We start from the raw sequence: 22,510 nt of genomic DNA on the forward strand, positions 1-22,510 counted from the left end.
GATTCCCGATGCCCTATGTTGCCGCCGAAAACCGCTACGAGCCCACACTCTATCGCCGCACGGGCAAGAGCGGGCTGAAGCTGCCGGCGATCTCGCTGGGGCTGTGGCAGAATTTTGGCGGTGTCGATGCCCTGGAAACACAGCGCGCCGTCTTGCGCCGCGCCTTCGATCTCGGTGTCACCCATTTCGATCTTGCCAACAATTACGGGCCGCCGCCGGGTTCGGCGGAGGAGAATTTCGGCAGGATATTCGCCGATGACTTCAGCCCCTATCGCGACGAGATCGTCGTCTCGACCAAGGCCGGCTATCTGATGTGGCCTGGACCTTATGGCGAATGGGGCTCGCGCAAATATGTGCTGGGCAGCCTCGATCAGAGCCTGAAGCGCATGGGCCTCGATTACGTCGACATCTTCTATTCGCACCGGCTTGATCCTGAAACGCCGCTCGAGGAGACGATGCTGGCGCTCGACCACGCCGTCCGTTCCGGCAAGGCGCTCTATGTCGGGATCTCCTCCTACTCGCCCGAGGCGACCAGGAAGGCGCAGGCGATATTGAAGGATCTGGGGACACCCTGCCTCATCCATCAGCCAAGCTATTCGCTGCTCAACCGCTGGGTCGAGGACGGGTTGCTGGCGACGCTTCAGGAACTGGGCATGGGCTGTATCGCCTTCTCGCCGCTGGCACAGGGCATGCTGACCAACAAATATCTCAAAGGCGTGCCCGCGGATTCGCGGGCGGCGCTCAACGGGTCGTTGCAGCAGGGTTTCCTCAATGAGGAGAATCTCAAGCGCATCCGCGGCCTCAATGCGATTGCCGAGAAGCGCGGGCAGAGCCTGGCGCAAATGGCGATCGCCTGGGTGCTCAAAGACCCGCGCATCACCTCGGCCCTCATCGGCGCCCGCAATGTGGCGCAGCTGGAAGACTCGCTGGGTGCCCTTAAGAATCTCAGCTTCAGTGCCGGCGACCTCAAGGAGATCGACGCCCTCGCCACGGATGGCGGCATCGATCTCTGGCGCAAGGGGTCCGGCGACAAACCTCTCTAACTGTATTCGATGACCAGATCGCCACCCATGGCCCAGACGAAATCCTGCGTCGAGGTGATCTGCGGTCCGGTCCAGCCGGTCAGGGTGGCAACGACATTGTCACCCTGATAGATCGTCAGGCTCGCGCCGGCGCTGATCGCGTGAATGTCCGCGGCCAGCAGGTCCTGCAGTCCATCGCCGGCGCCGTCGAAGATGTCGGCAAAGACCAGCTTGTCCTCCCCGGCTTTGAAATCGGCAATGGTGTCGTTATCCATTTCGTACATCCGGAGGACGAATTCGTCGGCCCCGGCGCCGCCGGTCAATTTGTCGACACCCAGTCCAGCTTCCAGATGATCGTTGCCATCGCTACCGACGAGGACGTCGTTGCCGTCGCCACCCAGCAGGACGTCGTTGCCGAGGCCGCCGGTCAGGCTGTCGCTATGGGCCCCACCTTCCAGATGGTCATTGCCATCGCCGCCGGTCAGCGTGTCGTTGTTGTCGCCACCATAGAGTTCGTCATTGCCGATCCCGCCATCGAGGGTATCGTTGCCGGCCTCGCCTTCGAGAATGTCGTTGCCGTCCTCGCCCTTCAGCGAGTCATTGCCGATGCCCCCAGAAAGCGTGTCGTCGTTCAATCCGCCGAGCAACGTGTCGTTGCCGTCTTCCCCGCTCAGCACATCATCGCCGGCACCGCCGGTCAGCGAGTCGTTATCGGCACCGCCGGTGAGGGTGTCGATGCCCAGGCCGCCCAGCAGCGTATCGTTGCCGGCGCCGCCGAAGAGTTGGTCATTGCCCTCCCCGCCATCGAGCTTGTCATTTCCGCCCTCGCCGTAAAGCTTGTCATTGCCGGCGCCGCCATCCAGCGCGTCGCCGTCATCGCCACCCCACATCATATCGTTGCCGAGACCGCCGGTCAGCGTGTCCGCACCGGCCTCGCCCAAGAGCTGGTCGTTGCCTTCGCGCCCGTCCAGGATATCGGCCCCCAAGCCTCCATAGAACTGATCGGCGCCGGTGGAACCATAGAATTTGTCGGCCAGCAACGATCCTTCAAAGGTCTCAATCGCGCTGTAGGTATCGCCAAGGGCAAAGCCGGTGTTGGCAGCGGCATTGGCGAGGTCCATCGTCACGCCGACCGTCGATAGCTGAAATGATACGCGGTCGGACGTGCCGTTGCCGCCGTTGATCTTGTCGGCACCGGCATCGGCATAGAAGACGTCGTCATCCTTGCCGCCGGTCATCGTGTCATTGCCGGCACCACCGTAGAATTGATTGCTGCCGTCGCCACCGACGATCGTGTCGTTGCCGTCGCCACCAAAGATGTAGTCATTGCTGGCACCACCGGTGATGACGTCGTTGCCCTTGCCACCGCGCAAGCCGCCCACACCCGAGACATCCCCGTTGGTGATGATGTCGTCGCCCTGGGTGCCCTCGATGAGTTCGATGCCGTCATAGGTATCGCCCTTGGCGTCACCTGTGCTGTTCGCGGCATTGGCAAGATCAATGGTGATTCCCACCAGGAGGTTGCCATAGCTGGCGATATCGGCATATCCATCGCCACCGAACAAGGCGTCGGCGTCAGCGCCACCGATCAGAATGTCATTGCCGTCGCCGCCATACAGGGCATCCTTGCCCGCGCCACCCTCCAGCGTGTCGTCACCGATTTCGCCATAGAGGTCATCATCGCCCAGTCCGCCGGAAACGGCGTCATTGCCCGAGCCGCCGCTGAGCGTATTGTCCGCCGTGTCGCCGATCAGCGTGTCGTTGAAATTGCTGCCGGCGATCCATTCGATCAGCGTATAGGTATCGCCCTTGGCATCACCCAGATTCTTGCTGAGATCGCCCAGATTTACCGTCACCGCGGCCAGCGCATCTATATAGCTGGCACTGTCGACATCCGCGCCACCATCGAGTTTGTCGGCCCCCGCACCGCCGATCAGCGTATCAATGCCGGCGCCACCGGACAGAATGTCATTTGCGGCGCCGCCGGAAAGAGTGTTGGCATTGGCATTGCCGGTGAGCGTATCGGCGAATTTACTGCCCGCCAGAGCTTCGACCGTGGTGTAGCTGTCGCCTTGAGCCTCGCCCGTGTTGTTGGCCGCGATCATCAGATCAGCGATCACGGCTGCCGTGGCGTTGCGGTAGGTAACGGTGTCGAAACCACCGCCGCCAATGAAGGTATCCGCGCCAATACCGCCTTCGAGCAGATCATCGTTGTTGCCGCCGTTCAGGGTATCGTCGCCCTTCCCGCCGAGCAGAACATCGTCACCATCATTGCCGGACAGGGTGTCGACACCGTCGCCGCCATCCAGATAGTCGTCGCCCGTATTGCCGACCAATGTGTCGTCATCAACGCCACCCAGCAGCTTGTCATTGCCGGTCCCGCCGTCCAATGCGTCCTTGCCAGCGCCGCCATCGAGCTGGTCGTCTTCCGAACCCCCGTTCAGCGTGTCGTCGCCGATACCGCCAAGGAGCGCATCATTGCCGCTGCCGCCATTCAGTTCATCCACCCCGTCGCCGCCATCCAGCGTGTCGTCATTGCCGTCGCCGTAGAGCGTGTCGTTACCAAGCCCCCCCAGCAGCTTGTCGTTGCCGCCGCTGCCCAGCAGTTCGTCATTGTCGGCCCCGCCCTCCAGCAAATCATCATCCGCGCCACCTACCAGCGTATCGCTGCCAACGCCGCCATAGAGCTTGTCGTTGCCGGTTCCGCCCTTCAGCACATCGTCGCCATCGCCACCTTCGAGATTGTCATCATCAGCGTCGCCGTTGAGGTCGTCATTGCCGACTCCACCCAGCAGCTTGTCCTTGCCGCTACCGCCATAGAGGATATCATTGCCGGCATCGCCAGAGAGCTGATCGTCGCCGGCTTCCCCATCCAGCGTATCGTTGTCGTCACCGCCCGACAGAATATCGTTACCCTCGCCGCCACCGGCGGCATCCTCGCCCTTGCCACCGGCGAAATTGTCGATGCCACCCTGGCCAAAGAAGACGTTGGCGCCGTCGTCACCGGTGAACTTGTCGGCGAAATTGGAACCGACAATCTTCTCGATCTCGATATAGGTATCGCCCTTGGCGTCACCCGTGCTGAGTGCTGCATTGAGAAGATTGATGGTGACACCTGCCGTTGCACTTTCGTAGCTGGCCAGATCGTCACCGGCTTCGCCGTCCAGCAGATCGGCGCCGGCGCCGCCATCGAGAACGTCGGCCTCGGTGCCGCCATAGAGCTTGTCGTTGCCAAGACCGCCATAGAGCTTGTCGATACCGGCGCTACCCGAGAGCTGGTCGTCGCCGGCTTCGCCATAGATCAGGTCGGCACCGCCGCCGCCGGAGCTTTGGTCGTTGCCGGCGCCGCCATAGATCACATCATCGAGATTGCCGCCCATGAGCGAGTCGTCGAATTTGGAGCCGATCAGACCTTCGATGTCGGTATAGATGTCGCCGTCAGCTTCGCCAGAATTGAGGACCGGGGCACCCAGCCAAGCCGATACCGCAGCCAGGGCATTTCGATAGCTGGCGAAATCGAGTTCGGTCGTGCCGCCACCGATCAATTGGTCGGCGCCAGCGCCACCCTCCAGTTCGTTTCTGCCCAGGCCGCCTTCAAGCGTGTCATTGCCGGCACCGCCCTTGATGACGTCGTTGCCGTCACCGCCATCGATCGCATCGTTGCCGGCGCCGCCATCAATCTGGTCGTCGCCATCGTCGCCGGCAATCACATCCTTGGCGGACCCACCAGTGATCGTGTCGTTGCCGCCGCCGCCAGCCACGTTGCTACCGAAATTGCTGGCTGTGATGACGTCGCTGAAGCTCGATGCGACGAATTTCTCGACCTGCACGTAGCTGTCATCCTTGGCGTCACCGGTGCTTTTGCTGGTATCGGCGAGGTTGAGAACGATGCCGGCCTTCGAATCCGAATAGGAGACGGTATCGGTATCCGCACCACCCATGAAGACGTCGGCGCCGGCACCACCCCACATCTGGTCAGCGCCAATACCGCCGTCCAGCGTATCGTTGCCCAGACCGCCGTAGAGCTGATCGTTACCATCTTCGCCGGACAGCGTGTCGTTGCCGGCGCCACCGTCCAAGTTGTTCTTGGTATTGTTGCCGAGGATGAGATCGTTGAAAGCGCTGCCGACCACGTTTTCGATGTCATCCAGGATATCACCGGCCGCGCCGCCCGAATTGTTGGCTGAGTCCGAGAGATCGACAGTGACGCCGATCTTGGAGGCGGCATATGTCACGGTATCGACGCCAGCGCCTCCCTCGATCTTGTCCGCGCCGACGCCACCGTCCAGCATGTCGTCCTTGTCACCGCCAATGAGCCAATCATTGCCTGCGCCGCCAATCAGGTGGTTGCCGGAAAACTGTTGACCGACGATTTTGTCCTGACCGTCACCGCCATCGACAACGGTGAAGCCGCTGGCGTTGGCATCCAGTCCAAAATCGCCGCCCGCGGTGATGAAATCGTCATATGCCGTGCCGAGATGGACGCCGGCCTTGTCGGGGGTGGTTGTCGTGACCGGAAACAGCTCGATCGTGAGTGTCGCAGTGTCGTTGGCCCCGTTCTTGTCGGTCAAGGTATAGGTAAAGGTATCGACATCGCCGATATCAGGAGCACCCGCATTGTAGATGTCGGCTTCATAGCGCGCATAGGTGTAGCTGCCATCTGGGTTGATATGCAGGGTTCCGAACAAGCCGTTGATGTCGACGCCCCCCGCCACGACGCTGGCCATCGTTGCTTCATATTGAATCTTGGTGATCAGATTGGGGGCGACGCCAGGGCTGTCCTTGCCAGCATTGGCGCTGAGCGTACCCGCGCCCGTGATCACGTTGCCGGCTGCAGCGCCGTGAGCAACCCGGTCGAGATCCTTCAATGCATCGATCGCCATCGTCCGTCTCCTGAGCACATGTCACCGATCTCCCGGATGGGCCGGAAGCGGCTTGGTCATCGAAGGTCGCGTTGGTGGGTAGCTTGACGCCCCGCGGCGATGTCCCCGATTGCCGATTGGGCGTTGGCGGGAGGCATTAGGTTCAAATTCGCAGCGGCTGGAAGTGGCTATTTGCCGGAAAAGCGCAGACGCGGAGGTTTCGCCAGAATTTTTGGCGTTTGGGGGCGATCGGGAGGGTCTATTCCGGAATTTTTCCGGTCGGAACGGGCGCTATTTTTGCAGTCGCTCGATCAAGGCCATTGCGGCGGCGGGGTTCAGGACCTTGTGGCCGCTGATGACATAGAGAAAGACATCGCCCGGACCTTTGCGCCCGGGCTTGTTGCTGGCCGTTTCCAGTCCGTCCGGCACCTCGCCCTTGACCAGCGCCTTGGCACGCGCCGCCCAGAGATCGAGTGCCTTCTTGGCATAGCCCAGCTTCTCGCCCTCCGTCGTCCCCATGATGCGTAGGTACGCGAAGGGTGCGGTGAGATCGGCAATCTGCGGATAATCGCCATCGGCCGCGGTGATCACGGCGACCTTGTAGCTGCGGGCAAGGTCGATGAATTCCGGCACCTTGAAGCTGTCATGGCGCACTTCGATGGCGTGGCGCAGCTTGATGCCGTCATGGCTGTCGGGGAGCAGTTTAAGGAAGCCTTCGAAATCGGCGGGATCGAACTTCTTCGTCCCCATGAACTGCCAGTTGATGGGCCCAAGCTTGTTCTTGAGACGGGTGATGCCGCTGGAGAGGAACTTCTCGATCGACGAACCGGCCTCGGCCAGCACGCGGCGATTGGTGGCAAAGCGCGGACCCTTGAGCGCGAAAACAAAATCGTCCGGCGTCTCGTCATGCCATTTGGCAAAGCTCTCCGGCTTTTGCGAACCGTAATAGGTGCCGTTGATTTCGATCGAAGTCAGCTTGCCGCTGGCATATTCCAACTCGCGCTTCTGCGCCAAGCCTGCCGGATAAAAGGGCCCACGCCAGGGTTCGAAGGTCCAGCCACCGATGCCGATGCGAATTTGCCCGTCCTGCTTTGCCACGATCCAATCCTTTTGCGAGTTCGCGGATCAGACTTTAGCATCCTCATCGGCGCGGCCCAGCAGCAAATAGCGCATCAGGCGCGGCAGTTCGGCGAGCACGGCGTCCCGGGGCAGATTCGGGTTTCGGATCATCCGCATCTCGAGCCCATCGAAGATCGCGCCGATCAATTCCATCCGCGCATCAAGGGTCGCCGCATCGGCCGGCATATGCCCGCTTTTTGCGATCGTGTCGCGGACGATGCCGTGCACTTTCTTGTCAGCCTCCTCCAACACCTTGCGCACGGTGGCATTGCGCGAGGCCTCGGCGAAAATCTCGGCCGAGAGCGAGGGGCCTTTGCCATCCAACTGGCGCCGCACAACCGCGCCGGCATGCTCGATCATCCCGGCGATGATGTCGGATCCCCGGCCGATCTCGGCGAAGTCGTCGGCGATGTGCTGCACGCCCTGCTCGATGATGGCGGCGATGATCGCATCCTTGTTCTGGAAGTAGTGATAGATGTGGCCGACGCTCATCCCGGCCGCCGCCGATATCTCGGCCATGCTGGCGCCGTGAAAGCCGCGGCGGAGAAAACAATCCTGTGCCGCTTCCAGCACCTGCTGGCGCCGTGCAGCGTTGCGTTCCTCCCGCGCCGGGCGCGGCATCTCCTTGTCTTTGCTCATGAACTCCCCCCAATCGGGCCGATTCCCAGCGCGACGCGCCGCACTGTTGCAGAGCGCCATGCAAAAAAGTAGCTGGAAATTAGAGCAATCATTCTATATTTTCTAGTTCGAACGCTCATTCTAAATTATGTCGATAGATGTCTGGCCTTGCAAGGCCTGTGACACTGGAGAGAAAGAATTATGAATTTCAATGCTTTAATGCTTTCGATGGGGATGGCGCTCGTGCTTGCGGCCTGTGACCAACCGAGCGCCAACGTGCCCACCGAGGTGCCGCCACCCGCCGTCGGCGTGCAAACCCTGGCACCGCAGAATGTGGCGGTGCAGGTCGAATTGTCCGGCCGGACCTCCGCCTTCCTGGTTTCGGAAGTGCGGCCCCAGGTCGGCGGCATCATCGAGAAACGCCTCTTCACCGAGGGCGGCGATGTCGCGCAAGGCGACGTGCTTTACCAGATCGACCCCGCCACCTATCAGGCCTCGCTCGACAGCGCCCGCGCCTCGCTCGCTAAGGCCAAGGCGAACGTCGTCTCGCTGCAGTCGAAGGCCAAGCGCTATGACGAACTGGTCGGCATCAACGCCGTCGCCAAGCAGGATTACGACGACGCCGTCGCCTCGCTGAAGGCAGCGCAGGCGGATATCGCGCTCAACGCCGCCGCCGTGAAGACGGCGGAGATCAACCTGGCCTATACCAAGATCACAGCACCAATTTCCGGCCGTATCGGCAAATCGAGCGTCACCGAAGGTGCCTTGGTGACCGCCAGCCAGACCACGGCGCTCGCCACCATCCAGGATCTCGACCAGATCTATGTCGATGTGACGCAGACCAGCGCCGAATATCTGCGCCTGAAGCGCGATCTGGCCGAGGGCCGGATCACGCATAGCGGCGACAACCAGGCGGATGTGACGCTGCTGCTGGAAGACGGCAGCACCTATGCCGAGAAGGGCACTCTGCAATTCTCGGATGTCACGGTCGACCAGAGCACCGGCAGCATCACGCTGCGCGCCATCTTCCCCAATCCGCAGCATGACCTGCTGCCCGGCATGTATGTGCGCGCCATCCTGGACGAGGGCAGCAACGACCAGGCGATCCTGGCACCGCAACAGGCGGTGATGCGCGATGCCAAGGGTGAGCCTTATGCCTATGTCGTCGGCAACGGCGAGAAGGTCGAGCAGCGCGCGGTGAAGACCGAGCGCACGATCGGCGACCAATGGCTGGTCGGCAGCGGCTTGCAGGCCGGTGACCGCCTCATCATCGATGGTTTTCAGAACATCAAGCCGGGTATCGCGGTCAAGGCCATCGATGCCGCCGCCGCATCGCCCGTGGCACAGTAAGGGAGCGACATCATGGCTCGTTTCTTTATCGACCGGCCGATCTTTGCCTGGGTCATCGCCATCGTCATCATGCTGGGTGGCGGATTGGCCATCCTGAAACTGCCGGTGATGCAATACCCGCAGATCGCCCTGCCCTCGGTCTCGATCAGCGCCAGCTATCCCGGTGCTTCGGCACAGACGCTGGAGGACACGGTCACCCAGGTGATCGAGCAGAAGATGAAGGGGATCGACAACCTCATCTATATGTCCTCGACCAGCGGGTCCGATGGCAGCGCCAATATCCGCCTGACTTTCGCCGCCGGCACGGATGCCGATATCGCCCAGGTGCAGGTGCAAAATAAGCTGCAGTTGGCGACGTCGCTGCTGCCCAGCGCGGTGCAGCAGCAGGGCATCACGGTGGCCAAGGCCGCCAATAACTTCCTGATGGTGATCGGCCTGGTTTCCAGCAGCGATGAGCTGACCCAGGCCGACCTGTCCGACTATGCCGCGGCCAATCTGCAGGACCAGATCGCCCGCGTCGATGGTGTGGGCGACGTGCAGTTGTTTGGCGCGCAATATGCCATGCGCATCTGGCTTGATCCGGACAAGCTCAACAGTTTCAAACTGACGCCGGATGATGTCAGCACCGCCATCGAGGCGCAGAACGCGCAAGTTGCGGCCGGCCAGATCGGTGGTACGCCCTATGTGAAGGGACAGCAGCTCAACGCCACCATCACGGCGCAGTCGCGCCTGCAGACGCCGGAACAGTTTCGCAACATCCTGCTCCGCACCAATACCGACGGTTCCACGGTGCGGATCGGCGATGTGGCGCGGGTTGAGCTTGGTTCCGAAAGCTATGACGTCGTCTCGCGCTTTAACGGACGCGCGGCCACCGGCCTTGCCATCAAGCTGGCGACCGGCGCCAATGCGCTGGAGACGGCCAGTGCCGTGAAGGCGCGGATTGCCGAGCTTTCCGCCTTCTTCCCGGCCGGCATGTCGACGGTCTATCCTTATGACACGACACCCTTCGTCACGGTCTCGATCGAGGAAGTGGTGAAGACCTTGCTCGAAGCCATCGCCCTGGTCTTCGTCGTGATGTTTGTCTTCCTGCAGAATTTCCGCGCGACTTTGATCCCCACCATCACGGTCCCGGTGGTGCTGCTCGGCACGTTCGGGATCCTCGCCGTCTTCGGCTATTCGATCAACACGCTCACCATGTTCGCCATGGTGCTGGCGATCGGCCTGCTGGTCGACGACGCTATTGTCGTCGTTGAGAATGTCGAGCGCGTGATGGCAGAGGAAGGATTGCCGCCGCGCGAAGCCACGCGCAAGTCCATGAGCCAGATCACGGGCGCTCTTATTGGCATCGCGCTGGTGCTCTCCGCCGTCTTCGTGCCGATGGCCTTCTTCGGCGGTTCGACGGGTGTCATTTACCGGCAGTTCTCGGTCACCATCGTGGCGGCCATGGCCTTGTCGGTCATGACGGCGATGATCCTGACGCCGGCGCTGTGTGCCACATTGTTGAAGCCGGCAACCCACACCACGCCGACAGAGCGGGGCGGACCGTTCGGCTGGTTCAACCGCGCCTTCGAGGCCGGTACCCATGGCTATCAGGGGGCGGTCGGGGGAATCTTGAACCGGGGCAAGCGCTTCCTGGTCATCTATCTGGCGATCGGCGCGGCGATGGCGGCACTGTTCGTAACCCTGCCGACATCGTTCCTGCCCGAGGAAGACCAAGGCATCCTCTTTGCCCAGGTGCAATTGCCGGCGGGCGCCACGCAGGAACGGACCCTGGCGGTGCTGAAGCAGGTGGAAGAACACTTCCTGAAGGCGGAGAAGGACAGCGTCAATTCGGTCTTCGCCGTTGCCGGCTTCGGCTTCGGCGGCAGCGGCCAGAACACCGGCACCGTCTTCATCAGCCTCAAAGACTGGGACGAACGCAGCAGCGTAGCGCTGAAAGCCCCGGCGATCATCGGCCGGGCCATGGCGGCCTTCGCACAGATCCGCGACGGCAAGGTCTTCGTCTTCGCCCCGCCGGCCGTGCAGGAACTGGGCAATGCCACCGGCTTCGATCTGCAATTGCAGGACCGTGGCGGTTTGGGGCACGACGCCCTCATCGCCGCGCGCAATCAGTTCCTGGGCCTGGCAGCCCAGGAACCCGCGTTGGCAGCCGTCCGGCCCAATGGCCAAGACGACACGCCGGAATTCCGCCTTGATGTCGATCTTGCCAAGGCCGGTGCCTTGGGCGTTTCGTCGGCCGATATCAACGACGCGATCAGCACGGCTTGGGGCGGCAGCTATGTCGACGACTTCCTTGATCGCGGCCGCGTCAAGAAGGTCTATGTGCAGGCCGATGCCCCTTTCCGCATGGCACCTGAAGATGTCGCCAAGTGGTATGTGCGCAACAGCACAGACGAGATGGTGCCCTTCTCGGCCTTTGCCACGGCACATTGGACATATGGCTCGCCACGCCTTGAACGGTATAACGGCATGTCCTCGCTGGAAATCCAGGGACAGGCGGCCCCCGGCTATTCGTCGGGCGAGGCCATGGCGGCGGCCGAACGCGTGGCCGAGAAACTGCCCGTCGGCATCGGCTACGAATGGACCGGTCTCTCCTATCAGGAAAAGCTGACCGGGTCGCAGGCGCCGGCACTCTATGCGATTTCACTGCTGGTGGTCTTCCTGTGTCTCGCCGCTCTCTACGAGAGCTGGTCGATTCCGGCGGCCGTAATGCTGGTGGTGCCGCTCGGCGTCTTCGGCGCCCTGGCGGCGGCCAAGCTTGCCGGCCTGTCCAACGACATCTATTTCCAGGTCGGCCTGCTGACGACCATTGGCCTCTCGGCGAAGAACGCGATCCTCATCGTCGAATTCGCCAAGGAACTGCATGACGGCGGCAAGGAACTGGTGGCGGCGACATTGGAGGCCGTGCGCTTGCGTCTGCGGCCGATCCTGATGACGTCGCTGGCTTTCATCCTCGGCGTCTTTCCGCTGGCGGTCAGCAATGGCGCCGGCTCCGGCAGCCAGAACGCCATCGGCATCGGTGTCGTCGGCGGTACGTTGTCGGCGACCGTCCTTGGCATTTTCTTCATCCCCCTCTTCTTCGTGATCATTCGCCGTGTCTTCAAAGGCAAGCCAGCGCAACAGCGCTTAGCAAACGCCGAAGCGGCGAGCGACGGAGTCCACTGACATGAAACACCTTGCATCCCTTGCCGTCATCGCCGCTTTGCTCGGCGGCTGCTCGCTGATCCCTGACTACGATCAGCCAGCAGCCCCGGTGGCGAACACCTGGCCGACAGGCCCCGCTTATCTTCCGGCATCGACCAGCAGCCAGCGGGCCTTGGCCGACATTGCCTGGCAGGACTACTTCGTCGACGACAAACTGCGCCAGGTGATCGAACTGGCGCTGCGCAACAACCGCGACCTGCGCATCGCGACGCTCAACATCGAGAAGGCGCAGGCCGAGTACCGCGTGTCGGTGGCAGATTTGCTGCCGACCGTGAATGCCAATGCCAATGCCGACATCACCCGTACCGGACGCCGCAATTCCGCGACCGGCGTTGCCACAACGACCAAGTCCTATGCCGCACAGGTGACCATCAGCGCCTATGAGTTGGATCTTTTCGGCCGCATCCGCAGCCTCAACGAACAGGCGTTGGAACAGTATTTCTCGACCGTCGAGACGATGCACGCAGCCCAGATCAGCCTCATCGCCGAGGTGGCGACTGCCTATCTGACGTTACAGGCCGATCAGGAGCAGTTGAAGCTGGCCGAGGACACGTTGGCCAGCCAGCAGAACTCACTCGACCTCACCAAGCGAACGTTCGAAAGCGGCATTGCCTCGGAGCTCGACGTCCACCAGGCCGAGACCAGCGTCGACACGGCGCGGCTCGACATCGCCCAGTATACGACGGCGGTGGCCCAGGATTTGAACGCGCTCACCTTGCTGCTGGGTGCCGCGGTGCCGGCGGATGCCTTGCCAGACGGCGGCATCAGTCCCGTGACGGCGATGACCGACATTCCAGGCGGTCTGCCCTCCGACGTGCTGCTGCGCCGGCCGGATGTGGTCGCGGCCGAACACGATTTGAAGGCTGCCAATGCGAATATCGGTGCCGCGCGCGCCGCCTTCTTCCCCAAGATCACGCTGACGGCGAGTTCGGGCAGTGTGAGCGATGCCATGTCGACGCTGTTCAAGGCCGGGACCGGCGGCTGGGGCTTTGCCCCCGACATCATTCTGCCGATCTTCGACATGGGCGCCAACCAGGCCAATCTCGATGCCGCCAAGACGGACAAGAAGATCGAGGTCGCGACCTATGAGAAGACGATCCAGACCGCCTTTCGCGAAGTGGCGGATGCCCTGGCGCAGCGCGGCACGATCGATGCGCAGCTGGATGCCCAGCAATCGCTCGTCCACTCGACCGAGGCCAGCTACAACCTGTCGAGCGAACGCTACAAAAAGGGTGTCTCGAGCTATCTCGACGTGCTGGATTCGCAGCGCTCGATGTATACGGCCGAGCAGAATCTGATCGCGACCCGGCTCGACAAGGCCGCCAACCTCATCACCTTATATAAAGTGTTGGGCGGCGGCTGGTCCGAAGGGAGCAAACCCGCCCTGGCCGCAACCGATTGAGAGCCGCCTCCGTGCTCGGAAAATCCTGCCACGCCAAGACGTTGCCGTTCTGATTGTGAGGCATCCGGCGCTACGTTAGACTGGCCGCCTGCCGGTGAAGACGCCCAGACTAGGGTGCATTCCCATCGCCCTGATGCGCCAGTGCTTCGGCGCATGATCGCCTGGGGAAACCGGCCGAACGGAGGAAGGTACCGGTGGTTCCAGCACACGCGCCATGGCTTGTCGCACTATCACTGCTGGTGGCGTTCCAGGGAAGCTATGTCGGGCTTCATCTGGCGCGCCAGATCGGTAACGCGCGGGCGCGCTCGCAGCGCGCCCTCATCACCGGGTCGGCCCTCACCTTGGCACTCGGCATCTGGACCATGCATTTCGTTGGCATGCTGGCGCTTGAATTGCCGGTCGCCATCGATTTCCTGGTGCTGCCGACCCTGATCTCGTTCCTGGTCTGTGTGCTGGTGGTGGGGTTCGCGGTATTCGCGGTCGGCACGCTGTCGCCGAGCCGCATGCACGCGGCCCTCGCCTCGCTCTTCATGGGCGGCGGCATCGTCACCATGCATTATCTCGGCATGTATGCGCTCCATACCAGCGCGCATATGACCCATGACCCGTTTTTCGTGGCGGCATCGGTCGTGATTGGCATCGGCGCTTCCGGTACCGCGCTGTGGTTCGGCTTCGGCCCCGGCGCCAAGCGCTCGGTCCTCTTGTCAGCCGTGCTGATGGCGCTGGCCATTTCCGCGATGCATTACACCGCCATGGCCGGATTGCGGCTGCAGATTCACGACGCCATGTCGCCGGCCGACATGCCGGCTTTGTCGCCGGGGCTGCTCGCCATCGTGGTATCGGTGGTGGCTTTCGTCGTATCCGGCCTCTTTCTGCTGACCCTCGTTCCCAGCCGTGCCGAGGTCGCGGTGACGGGGCCGGTTGCCGTGGTGACGGAGCTTGCCCAGGAGCCAGCCGCCGAGAGTCATCCCGCACCGCAACACAAAACCCTTCCTGTGGAAAAAGACGGCCGGCGGCTGCAGCTCGACATCGCCCGGCTGGTCGCAGTCCAGGCGCAGGCGCATTACACCAGCCTCTTCGACGGCGAGCTCTCCTGGTTCTGCCCCCTGCCGATTTCCGAGGTCGAGGCACAGCTCGATCCCACGGTCTTCGCCCGCGTGCATCGCAGCCACATCGTCAATCTCGATCGGATCGCTGCAATTAAAAAGACGGCCGATTCCGACATCGTCGCGATGATGGCGAAGATTCCCTATCAGGCGCCGGTCAGCCGATCGCGCCGCTCCTGGCTGAAGCAGCGCCTGGATGGGCGCGAAACCGCGGCCTAAGTCAGTTTTTCTGACGCAGTTCATTCAGAGAGCCTGCCGTTCGTGCACGGAACGGCCCGTTTGTGCACGCCGCGTTGAGGCGGCCGAGGCGGGGTTTCTATCGTTGGAACAACAAGAAGAGTTGCTACCCAATCGGCAGCCGTTCCACGGAGGAGACAACCTTGATCCCGGGACCCTTTACCTATCACCGGCCGGCAAACCTGTCTGAGGCGCTGGCCGTGCTCAAAGCCCATGGCGATGAGGCCCGGCCCTTGGCCGGCGGACACAGCCTGATCCCCATGATGAAACTGCGCATGGCAGCGCCGGAGCATCTCATCGACCTTGCCGGCATCGCCGACCTCAAAGGTATTCGTGAAGAGGGAGGCGAGATCGTCATCGGGGCCACCACCACCCAGGCGGAACTCATCAAATCCGATCTGCTGGCCGCGAAGTTGCCGATCATCCGCGAGACAGCGCTGCAGATCGCCGATCCGCAGATTCGCTATAAAGGGACGCTGGGCGGCAATGTCGCCAATGGCGATCCCGGCAATGACATGCCGGCGGTGATGCAGGCATTGGGCGCCACCTATGTCGTGCAAGGGAGCGGTGGCGAACGCCGGATCCCGGCGCGTGACTTCTATGAAGGCGCCTATTTTACCGCATTGCAGCAGGACGAGATCCTGATCGCGGTGCGCATCCCTGCGCCGCCGGCCGGCCACGGCTATGCCTATGAGAAGCTGAAGCGCAAGATCGGCGATTACGCGACGGCCGCTGCCGCCGTGATCCTCACGGTCAGCGGCGGCAAGGTGGCGAGTGCCGCCATCACGCTCACCAATGTGGCATCCACCCCGCTCTTTGCCGCCGATGCCGCCAAGCTCGTCATCGGCACGGCGCTTGATGCCGCGAGCGTGAAACGCGCTGCCGAGGCTGCTAAGGCCATCACCGATCCAGCGACCGACGGGCGCGGCACGGCCGAGTATCGCCGCGAGATGGCGGGCGTCATGACCGCCCGGGCCCTCGCCAAAGCCTTCGCCCGCGCCAAGGGAGTTTGACCATGAGTGAGACGACAATCGATCAGGTGCCGGTGAACCTCACCGTCAATGGCAAGAAGGTGCAGCGCTTCGTCGACCCGCGCATGCTGCTCATTCACTTCCTGCGCGAGGAAATGAACCTGACCGGCGCCCATATCGGCTGCGAAACAAGCCATTGCGGCGCCTGCACGGTGGAACTCGACGGCCTCTCGGTCAAATCCTGCACCGTTTTTGCGGTGCAGGCGAGCGGCACCACGGTCAACACGGTGGAGAGCCTTGCCAATGCCGACGGTACCCTGCATGCGCTGCAGGAAGGTTTTCGCCAGATGCATGGCCTGCAATGCGGCTTCTGTACGCCCGGCATGCTGATGCGGGCCAAGGGTCTGCTGGCCGAGAATCCGGACCCATCGGAAAGTGAGATTCGCCACGGCATTGCTGGCAATCTTTGCCGCTGCACCGGCTATCAGAACATCGTCAAAGCCATTCAATACGCCGCCGCCAAGCTCAATGGGCGCACCTATCAGGAGGCCGCGGAATGAACGACATGACCCCCACCAAAGAGCAGCGCGAAGCCAAGCTCGAAGGCATCGGCTGTAAACGCAAGCGCGTCGAAGACATCCGCTTCACGCAGGGCAAGGGCAATTATGTCGACGACATCAAGATGCCCGGCATGCTGCATGGCGATTTCGTGCGTTCGCAATACGCCCATGCCAAGATCAAGAAGATCGATGCGAGCCGCGCCAAGGCGCTGCCCGGCGTCATCGCCGTCATCACGGCGGAAGAGCTGAAGCCGCTGGGTCTGCATTGGATGCCGACGCTGGCCGGTGACGTTCAGGCGGTGCTGGCCGATGGCCGTGTCTCGTTCCAGAATCAGGAAATCGCTTTCGTCATCGCCGAAAACCGCTACATCACCGATGACGCCATCCAGCTGATCGATGTGGAGTATGAAGAGCTCCCCGTCATCGTCGACCCGTTCAAGTCAATGGCCCCGGATGCGCCGGTGCTGCGACCGGACCTTGAGGGGAAGACAACGGGCGCCCATGGTCCGCGCAAGCATCACAACCACATCTTCGAATGGACCGTCGGCGACAAGGAAGCGACCGATGTGGCATTTCAAAAGGCCGAGGTGACGATCAAGGAGATGATCTCCTATCACCGCACGCATCCCTCGCCCCTGGAAACCTGCCAGTGCCTCGCCTCCTTCGACAAGATCAAGGGTGAGCTGACCGTCTACGGCACCTTCCAGGCGCCGCATGTCATCCGCACGGTGGCGTCGCTGCTCTCGAAGATTCCGGAACACAAGATCCACGTCATCGCCCCCGATATCGGCGGCGGCTTCGGCAACAAGGTCGGCGCCTATGCCGGCTATATCTGCGCCATCGTCGCGTCGATTGTGACCGGCCAACCGGTGAAATGGGTCGAGGACAGGATCGAGAATCTGTCGACCACCTCTTTTGCGCGCGACTATCACATGACGACCGAGATCGCCGCCACCAAGGACGGCAAGGTCACCGGCCTGCGGGTGCATGTGCTGGCCGATCACGGCGCCTTCGATTCCTGCGCCGATCCGTCGAAATGGCCGGCAGGCTTCATGAACATCGTCACCGGTTCCTATGATTTTCCGGTGGCGCATCTCTCCGTCGACGGCGTCTATACCAACAAGGCGCCGGGTGGTGTCGCCTATCGCTGTTCGTTCCGTGTCACGGAAGCCGCTTATTGCATCGAGCGCGCCATGGACATCCTGGCGCAGAAACTGGGCATGGACCCGGCCGATCTGCGCCTCAAAAACTTCGTGCGGCGCGAGCAGTTCCCCTACCAATCGGCTTTGGGCTGGGAATATGACAGCGGCGATTATCATCTGGCCATGCAGAAGGCCATGGATGCGATCGGCTATCGTGAACTCCGCGCCGAGCAGAAGGCCAAGCAAGCGGCCTTCAAGCGCGGCGAAACGCGCGAGATCATGGGGATCGGCGTCACCTTCTTCACCGAAATCGTCGGCGCCGGCCCGTCGAAGAATTGCGACATCTTAGGCGTCGCCATGTTCGACTCAGCCGAGATCCGCATCCATCCCACGGGGTCGATCATCGCCCGCATGGGCTCGAAGAGCCAGGGCCAGGGACATGAGACGACCTGGGCGCAGATCATCGCCACCGAACTTGGCATCCCTGCCGACGACATCATGATCGAGGAAGGCAATACCGACACGGCGCCCTATGGTCTCGGCACCTATGGCTCGCGCTCGACGCCGGTTGCCGGTGCCGCCATCGCCATGGCGGCGCGCAAGATCAAGAATAAGGCGCAGATGATCGCCGCACATCTCCTTGAGGTGTCGGAATACGATCTCGAATGGGATGTCGACGGCTTCCGCGTGAAGGGCAATCCGGAACGGTCGAAGTCGATGAAGGAAATCGCCTGGGCGTCTTATAACTCACCACCGCCCGGCCTGGAGCCGGGGTTGGAAGCGGTCAATTACTACGATCCGCCCAACATGACCTATCCCTTCGGCGCCTATTTCTGCGTCATGGATATCGATGTCGATACCGGTGTCGCCAGTATCCGGCGCTTCTATGCCCTGGACGATTGCGGCACGCGCATCAACCCGATGATCATCGAAGGCCAGGTGCATGGTGGGCTGACCGAAGCCTTTGCCATCGCCATGGGGCAGGAGATCAAATACGACGCCATGGGCAATGTGGTCGGCGCGTCCTTCATGGATTTCTTCCTGCCGACCGCTGTCGAGACGCCGAAATGGGAGACCGATTTCACCGTCACCCCGTCGCCGCATCACCCGATTGGTGCCAAGGGTGTCGGCGAAAGCCCGAATGTGGGTGGTGTTCCCTGCTTCTCGAATGCCGTCAACGATGCGTTCCAGTTCTTAGGCAGCACGCATATCCAGATGCCGCATGACGCGTGGCGCATCTGGGAAACGGGTCGCAAGCTCGGCGCCTGATTGCTCGAGATATGGATCGCAAGCAGGACATCGCGGATCGCCTCGCCGCCATCGGCTATATCGCCGATGGCGAGCTGGCGATGGCGCTCGTCCTCATGGACATGCTGAAGCGGCCCCTGCTGGTCGAAGGGCCGGCCGGTGTCGGCAAGACCGAAATCGCCAAGGCGCTTGCCACGCTCAATGGCTCTCCGCTCATTCGCCTGCAATGCCATGAGGGGCTGGACCGCAACGACACGCTCTATGAATGGAACTATCAGCGCCAGCTGCTGGCGATCAAGGCGCGCGAGGGCCAGGATGCCGATGCCGTCGAGGCGCAGGTTTTTTCGGAAAGCTATCTCCTCGAACGGCCGCTGCTGAAAGCGATCCGGCAGCCGGTGGCGCCGGTCCTGCTCATCGACGAGATCGACCGGGCCGATGAGGAGTTCGAGGCCTTCCTTCTGGAAGTCCTGTCGGATTTCCAGGTGTCGATCCCCGAGCTTGGCACCGTGACGGCGACCACGATCCCACGCGTGGTCTTGACTTCCAATGACACGCGCGAGCTTTCCGACGCCTTGCGGCGGCGCTGTCTCTATCACGCGCTCGACTTTCCGGATGTGGACCGGGAGGCGCGCATCCTGCTCGCCCGCCAGCCAGGTATCGACACGACGCTCGCCCTGCAGATCGCCCGCCTGATGCAGGAGATCCGCCGGCAGGAACTGACCAAGGTACCGGGCATCGCCGAGACGCTCGACTGGGCCGCGGCACTGGTGGGATTGGGCATCAGCCGCCTGGAGGAGGACCGCAAGGCGGTCTATGAAACCCTGGCCTGCGTGCTGAAGACCCGCGAAGACCGCGCCCGGATGTCGCCGGAAGTGACCGACCGGCTGATCGGCAAGGTCGCCTGATGAGCGCCGCCGCCATACCCGATCTGGGTGTCGCCCTGCGCCGGCGCGTCGCTGGTTTCGCACGCACCTTGCGCGACAACGGCTATAAGATCGGCCTTGCCGAAAGCGCCGACGCGCTGCGCGTGATCGCGGCCGAAGGCGTTGATCGTCCGGCTGCGGCACGGTCCGCCTTGAAGGCGCTGCTATGCGGGCGCCGCTCCGATTGGGAAGGCTTCGACGCTCTGTTCGATGCCTATTGGCTGGGCCGCCGCGTCAAGACCCGCGTTGCGACCAGCAACCAGGCGGCGCTGGCGACGCAGAGTACGCAGCGCCTGCTCGGCCCTGCCACCGCGTCATCCGGCGGGCAGGATCTGGCGACCGATGTTGCGCGCGGGCCGGGAAACGATGCGGACAACGCAGCGCCGCAAGGCAGGCGCGAAGGCGCCAGCCGTTTTGAGACGCTGGCGCGAACGGATTTCCGCAAGATCGCCGATCCGGACGAATTGGCCAAGGCGCATGCCTTGGCCGAGCGCTTGTCGCGGCGCATGCGCGCAAACCTGACGCGGCGAACGCGCAATGCCCGCAAAGGCACCCGCATCGATCTGCGCCGCACGATCCATGCGAGCCTGGGGAGCGGCGGGACACCGCTCGATCTCGTTCACCGTCTGCCGAAGAAGCGGCCGCTGCGTCTGGTGCTGCTGGTCGACGCCTCCGGCTCGATGAGCCTTTATACCGGCATCTTCCTGCGCTTCGTCCATGGCCTCCTCGATCATTTCCGTGAGGCCGAGGCGTTTCTGTTCCACACGCGCCTGGTTCACGTCTCCGACGCCTTGCGCGAGAAGGACACGATGCGCGCCTTGGACAGATTGGGACTGATGGCCGAGGGTGTGGGGGGAGGAACGCGGGCCGGCGACGCCTTGGCGACGTTCAATCGCTGGCACGCCGCCCGCGTGCTACATTCGCGGACCTGCGTCGTCATCTTTTCCGATGGCTACGACACCAGCCCGCCGGAACTGCTGGGGGCGGAAATGCAGCGCCTGCGCCGCCGCTGCCGGCGCATCGTCTGGCTCAATCCACTGATCGGCTGGGAGGGTTACGCACCGACCGCGCGCGGGATGGCCGCCGCCCTCCCTTATATCGACCTGTTCGCGCCGGCGCATAATCTGGCAAGCCTCGCCGCCCTCGAACCCTATCTCATTCGTCTGTGACACGGGAGATGATGATGCCGGCACACACGGAAATCATCGAACTGGTCGCCAGCCTCAAGGCCAAGGGCGAGGCCTTTGTCCTGGCGACCGTGGTGCGGACAGTCTCCGTCACCGCTGCCAAGGCCGGCGCCAAGGCCGTCATCCGCGCCGATGGCGCCATTTCCGATGGCTGGATCGGTGGCGGCTGCGCCCGGGCGGCGGTGTTGAAGGCGGCGCGCGAAGCGCTTGCCGACGGGCAGCCGCGCCTGGTCTCGATCCAGCCGCGCGATCTGCTGGCGGAACAGGGCGTGCGGCCGGGCGAGGAGCGCGACGGCATCCGCTTTGCCAAGAATGCCTGCCCCAGCCAAGGGAGCATGGATGTGTTCGTCGAACCGATGCTGCCGCGCCCCGACCTCGTCGTCATGGGGGCGAGCCCCGTGGCCATTGCGCTGGCCGAGATGGCGCCGCGTTTTGGCTTTCACCTCACCGTCTGCGCAGCGCCGGAGGAGCAACATCGCTTTGCCGAAGCCGATCAGCGCCGCGATGATTTCACGGTGCCGGCCAGCAACGCAGCGCAGCGTTGGATCGTGGTCTCGACGCAGGGGCGCGATGACGAAGCGGCATTGAAAGCCGCGGTCTTGAGCGATATTCCTTGGGTGAGCTTTGTCGGCAGCCGGCGCAAGCTGGCGGCCATCACCGAGACCCTCGTCGCCGAGGGCGTTGAGACGGATCGGCTGGCGCGGATCAAAGGGCCGGCCGGCCTCGACATCGGCGCCATCACCGCCGATGAGATCGCCCTTTCCATTCTTGCCGAGATCATTTCCCAGCGGCGCAGACCCGCACCCGCCGATCACCCGAAGTAAGGACAGCATCATGCAGATGACCGACAGCCAACGCATCCCCGCCCCGCGCGACAAAGTCTGGGCGGCGCTCAACGACCCGGCGGTGCTGATGGCCTGCATTCCCGGTTGCGAGTCGCTGGAGATGAGCGCCCCCAACGAAATGACGGCCAAGGTGACGCTGAAGGTGGGGCCGGTGAAGGCGAGCTTCGGCGGCAAGGTGACGTTGAGCGAGATCGATGCGCCGAACGGCTACCGCATCACCGGCGAAGGCTCGGGCGGTGTTGCGGGCTTTGCCAAGGGCGGCGCCGTGATCAAGCTGGAGAGTGATGGCGAGGACGCCACGGTCCTCCATTACACAGCCGATGCGCAGATCGGCGGCAAGCTGGCGCAGCTCGGCAGCCGCCTCATCGATTCCACGGCCCAGAAGCTTGCCGGCGATTTCTTCACCAGCTTTGCCGCTGCCCTGGCGCCAGCCGCACCCGCGCCGGAGGCAGCGGCGGCCGACGACGCGGCACCGGCCGAAGAGGGCGAGAAGAAGGGCTGGTTCAAGAATCTGTTCAGCAAGACGGAAACGACGGCATCGCTGATTGCCGTGGCGGCCTTGGGGCTCCTGGCCGCCCATGCCTGCTGCCTGGAACCCGCCCATGCCGGCATGGATTTCCCGATTTGCAGCGCCGGGTCGGCCACCTGATATCTGCCTGGGGGGCGGCTTTACCGCCATTGACGGGTTCGCTATAGCTTCGGGTCGGCGAATTC

General features: G+C 62.8%; 15 protein-coding genes. 12 read left to right on the top strand and 3 right to left on the bottom strand.

The annotated features are described in order from the left end of the window. The first annotated feature begins 8 nt into the window (after positions 1-8). On the top strand, positions 9-1,043 hold the full coding sequence (mgrA, locus tag SMD31_RS16700) for an L-glyceraldehyde 3-phosphate reductase (RefSeq protein WP_320502057.1): 1,035 nt from the start codon (positions 9-11) through the stop codon (positions 1,041-1,043). Here mgrA and SMD31_RS16705 read toward each other — a convergent pair. From SMD31_RS16705 to SMD31_RS16715, 3 genes are all read right to left on the bottom strand, one after another. After that, entirely contained in the window at positions 1,040-5,905 is a 4,866-nt protein-coding gene (locus SMD31_RS16705) for a hypothetical protein (protein WP_320502058.1), read from the bottom strand. The genes mgrA and SMD31_RS16705 overlap by 4 nt on opposite strands. Positions 5,906-6,175: 270 nt before the next feature. Beyond that, positions 6,176-6,982 carry a DUF72 domain-containing protein gene (locus SMD31_RS16710; RefSeq protein WP_320502059.1) on the bottom strand — a complete coding sequence of 269 codons (807 nt, stop codon included), beginning with the start codon at positions 6,980-6,982 and terminating at the stop codon, positions 6,176-6,178. Between the two features lie 27 nt (positions 6,983-7,009). Then, positions 7,010-7,642 (bottom strand): TetR/AcrR family transcriptional regulator, encoded by a 633-nt coding sequence (locus SMD31_RS16715; protein WP_320502060.1) that lies wholly within the window; start codon positions 7,640-7,642, stop codon positions 7,010-7,012. Between the two features lie 213 nt (positions 7,643-7,855). On the opposite strand from SMD31_RS16715, the gene SMD31_RS16720 reads away from it, so the two are divergent. The 11 genes from SMD31_RS16720 (at position 7,856) to SMD31_RS16770 (ending at position 22,445) form a co-directional block, all read left to right on the top strand. Further along, a complete protein-coding gene (locus tag SMD31_RS16720; RefSeq protein WP_320502061.1) occupies positions 7,856-8,971 on the top strand; it encodes an efflux RND transporter periplasmic adaptor subunit in 1,116 nt (371 codons plus the stop codon). A gap of 12 nt (positions 8,972-8,983) precedes the next feature. Further along, positions 8,984-12,136, top strand: coding sequence for an efflux RND transporter permease subunit (locus SMD31_RS16725; RefSeq protein ID WP_320502062.1), 3,153 nt, complete (start codon positions 8,984-8,986; stop codon positions 12,134-12,136). A 1-nt stretch (position 12,137) separates the two neighbouring features. Next, positions 12,138-13,577, top strand: coding sequence for an AdeC/AdeK/OprM family multidrug efflux complex outer membrane factor (gene adeC, locus SMD31_RS16730; protein WP_320502063.1), 1,440 nt, complete (start codon positions 12,138-12,140; stop codon positions 13,575-13,577). Between the two features lie 194 nt (positions 13,578-13,771). Beyond that, complete coding sequence (locus tag SMD31_RS16735; protein ID WP_320502064.1) at positions 13,772-14,902, top strand: MHYT domain-containing protein; 1,131 nt, start codon at positions 13,772-13,774, stop codon at positions 14,900-14,902. A gap of 161 nt (positions 14,903-15,063) precedes the next feature. Further along, complete coding sequence (locus SMD31_RS16740) at positions 15,064-15,933, top strand: FAD binding domain-containing protein (protein ID WP_320502065.1); 870 nt, start codon at positions 15,064-15,066, stop codon at positions 15,931-15,933. A gap of 2 nt (positions 15,934-15,935) precedes the next feature. Then, a complete protein-coding gene (locus tag SMD31_RS16745; protein ID WP_320502066.1) occupies positions 15,936-16,451 on the top strand; it encodes a (2Fe-2S)-binding protein in 516 nt (171 codons plus the stop codon). Further along, on the top strand, positions 16,448-18,862 hold the full coding sequence (locus tag SMD31_RS16750; protein WP_320502067.1) for an aerobic carbon-monoxide dehydrogenase large subunit: 2,415 nt from the start codon (positions 16,448-16,450) through the stop codon (positions 18,860-18,862). Before SMD31_RS16745 ends, SMD31_RS16750 begins: the two co-directional genes overlap by 4 nt. Before the next feature lie 11 nt (positions 18,863-18,873). Continuing rightward, complete coding sequence (locus SMD31_RS16755) at positions 18,874-19,746, top strand: AAA family ATPase (protein WP_320502068.1); 873 nt, start codon at positions 18,874-18,876, stop codon at positions 19,744-19,746. Then, a complete protein-coding gene (locus SMD31_RS16760; protein ID WP_320502069.1) occupies positions 19,746-20,933 on the top strand; it encodes a vWA domain-containing protein in 1,188 nt (395 codons plus the stop codon). The genes SMD31_RS16755 and SMD31_RS16760 overlap by 1 nt, the downstream gene beginning before the upstream one ends. Before the next feature lie 8 nt (positions 20,934-20,941). After that, positions 20,942-21,775 (top strand): XdhC family protein, encoded by an 834-nt coding sequence (locus tag SMD31_RS16765; RefSeq protein ID WP_320502070.1) that lies wholly within the window; start codon positions 20,942-20,944, stop codon positions 21,773-21,775. Positions 21,776-21,785: 10 nt separating this feature from the next. Next, complete coding sequence (locus SMD31_RS16770; RefSeq protein WP_320502071.1) at positions 21,786-22,445, top strand: SRPBCC family protein; 660 nt, start codon at positions 21,786-21,788, stop codon at positions 22,443-22,445. Positions 22,446-22,510 lie beyond the last annotated feature (65 nt).

It is taken from the genome of Dongia rigui, assembly GCF_034044635.1.
Taxonomy (GTDB): domain Bacteria; phylum Pseudomonadota; class Alphaproteobacteria; order Dongiales; family Dongiaceae; genus Dongia; species Dongia rigui.

What these genes read in the sequence shown, in the direction of transcription:
- mgrA (WP_320502057.1), top strand. Translation starts at nt 9, where the DNA reads ATGCCCTATGTTGCCGCCGAAAACCGCTACGAGCCCACACTCTATCGC.
- SMD31_RS16705 (WP_320502058.1), bottom strand. Translation starts at nt 5,905, where the DNA reads ATGGCGATCGATGCATTGAAGGATCTCGACCGGGTTGCTCACGGCGCT.
- SMD31_RS16715 (WP_320502060.1), bottom strand. Translation starts at nt 7,642, where the DNA reads ATGAGCAAAGACAAGGAGATGCCGCGCCCGGCGCGGGAGGAACGCAAC.
- SMD31_RS16720 (WP_320502061.1), top strand. Translation starts at nt 7,856, where the DNA reads ATGGCGCTCGTGCTTGCGGCCTGTGACCAACCGAGCGCCAACGTGCCC.
- SMD31_RS16725 (WP_320502062.1), top strand. Translation starts at nt 8,984, where the DNA reads ATGGCTCGTTTCTTTATCGACCGGCCGATCTTTGCCTGGGTCATCGCC.
- adeC (WP_320502063.1), top strand. Translation starts at nt 12,138, where the DNA reads ATGAAACACCTTGCATCCCTTGCCGTCATCGCCGCTTTGCTCGGCGGC.
- SMD31_RS16745 (WP_320502066.1), top strand. Translation starts at nt 15,936, where the DNA reads ATGAGTGAGACGACAATCGATCAGGTGCCGGTGAACCTCACCGTCAAT.
- SMD31_RS16750 (WP_320502067.1), top strand. Translation starts at nt 16,448, where the DNA reads ATGAACGACATGACCCCCACCAAAGAGCAGCGCGAAGCCAAGCTCGAA.
- SMD31_RS16755 (WP_320502068.1), top strand. Translation starts at nt 18,874, where the DNA reads ATGGATCGCAAGCAGGACATCGCGGATCGCCTCGCCGCCATCGGCTAT.
- SMD31_RS16760 (WP_320502069.1), top strand. Translation starts at nt 19,746, where the DNA reads ATGAGCGCCGCCGCCATACCCGATCTGGGTGTCGCCCTGCGCCGGCGC.
- SMD31_RS16765 (WP_320502070.1), top strand. Translation starts at nt 20,942, where the DNA reads ATGATGATGCCGGCACACACGGAAATCATCGAACTGGTCGCCAGCCTC.
- SMD31_RS16770 (WP_320502071.1), top strand. Translation starts at nt 21,786, where the DNA reads ATGCAGATGACCGACAGCCAACGCATCCCCGCCCCGCGCGACAAAGTC.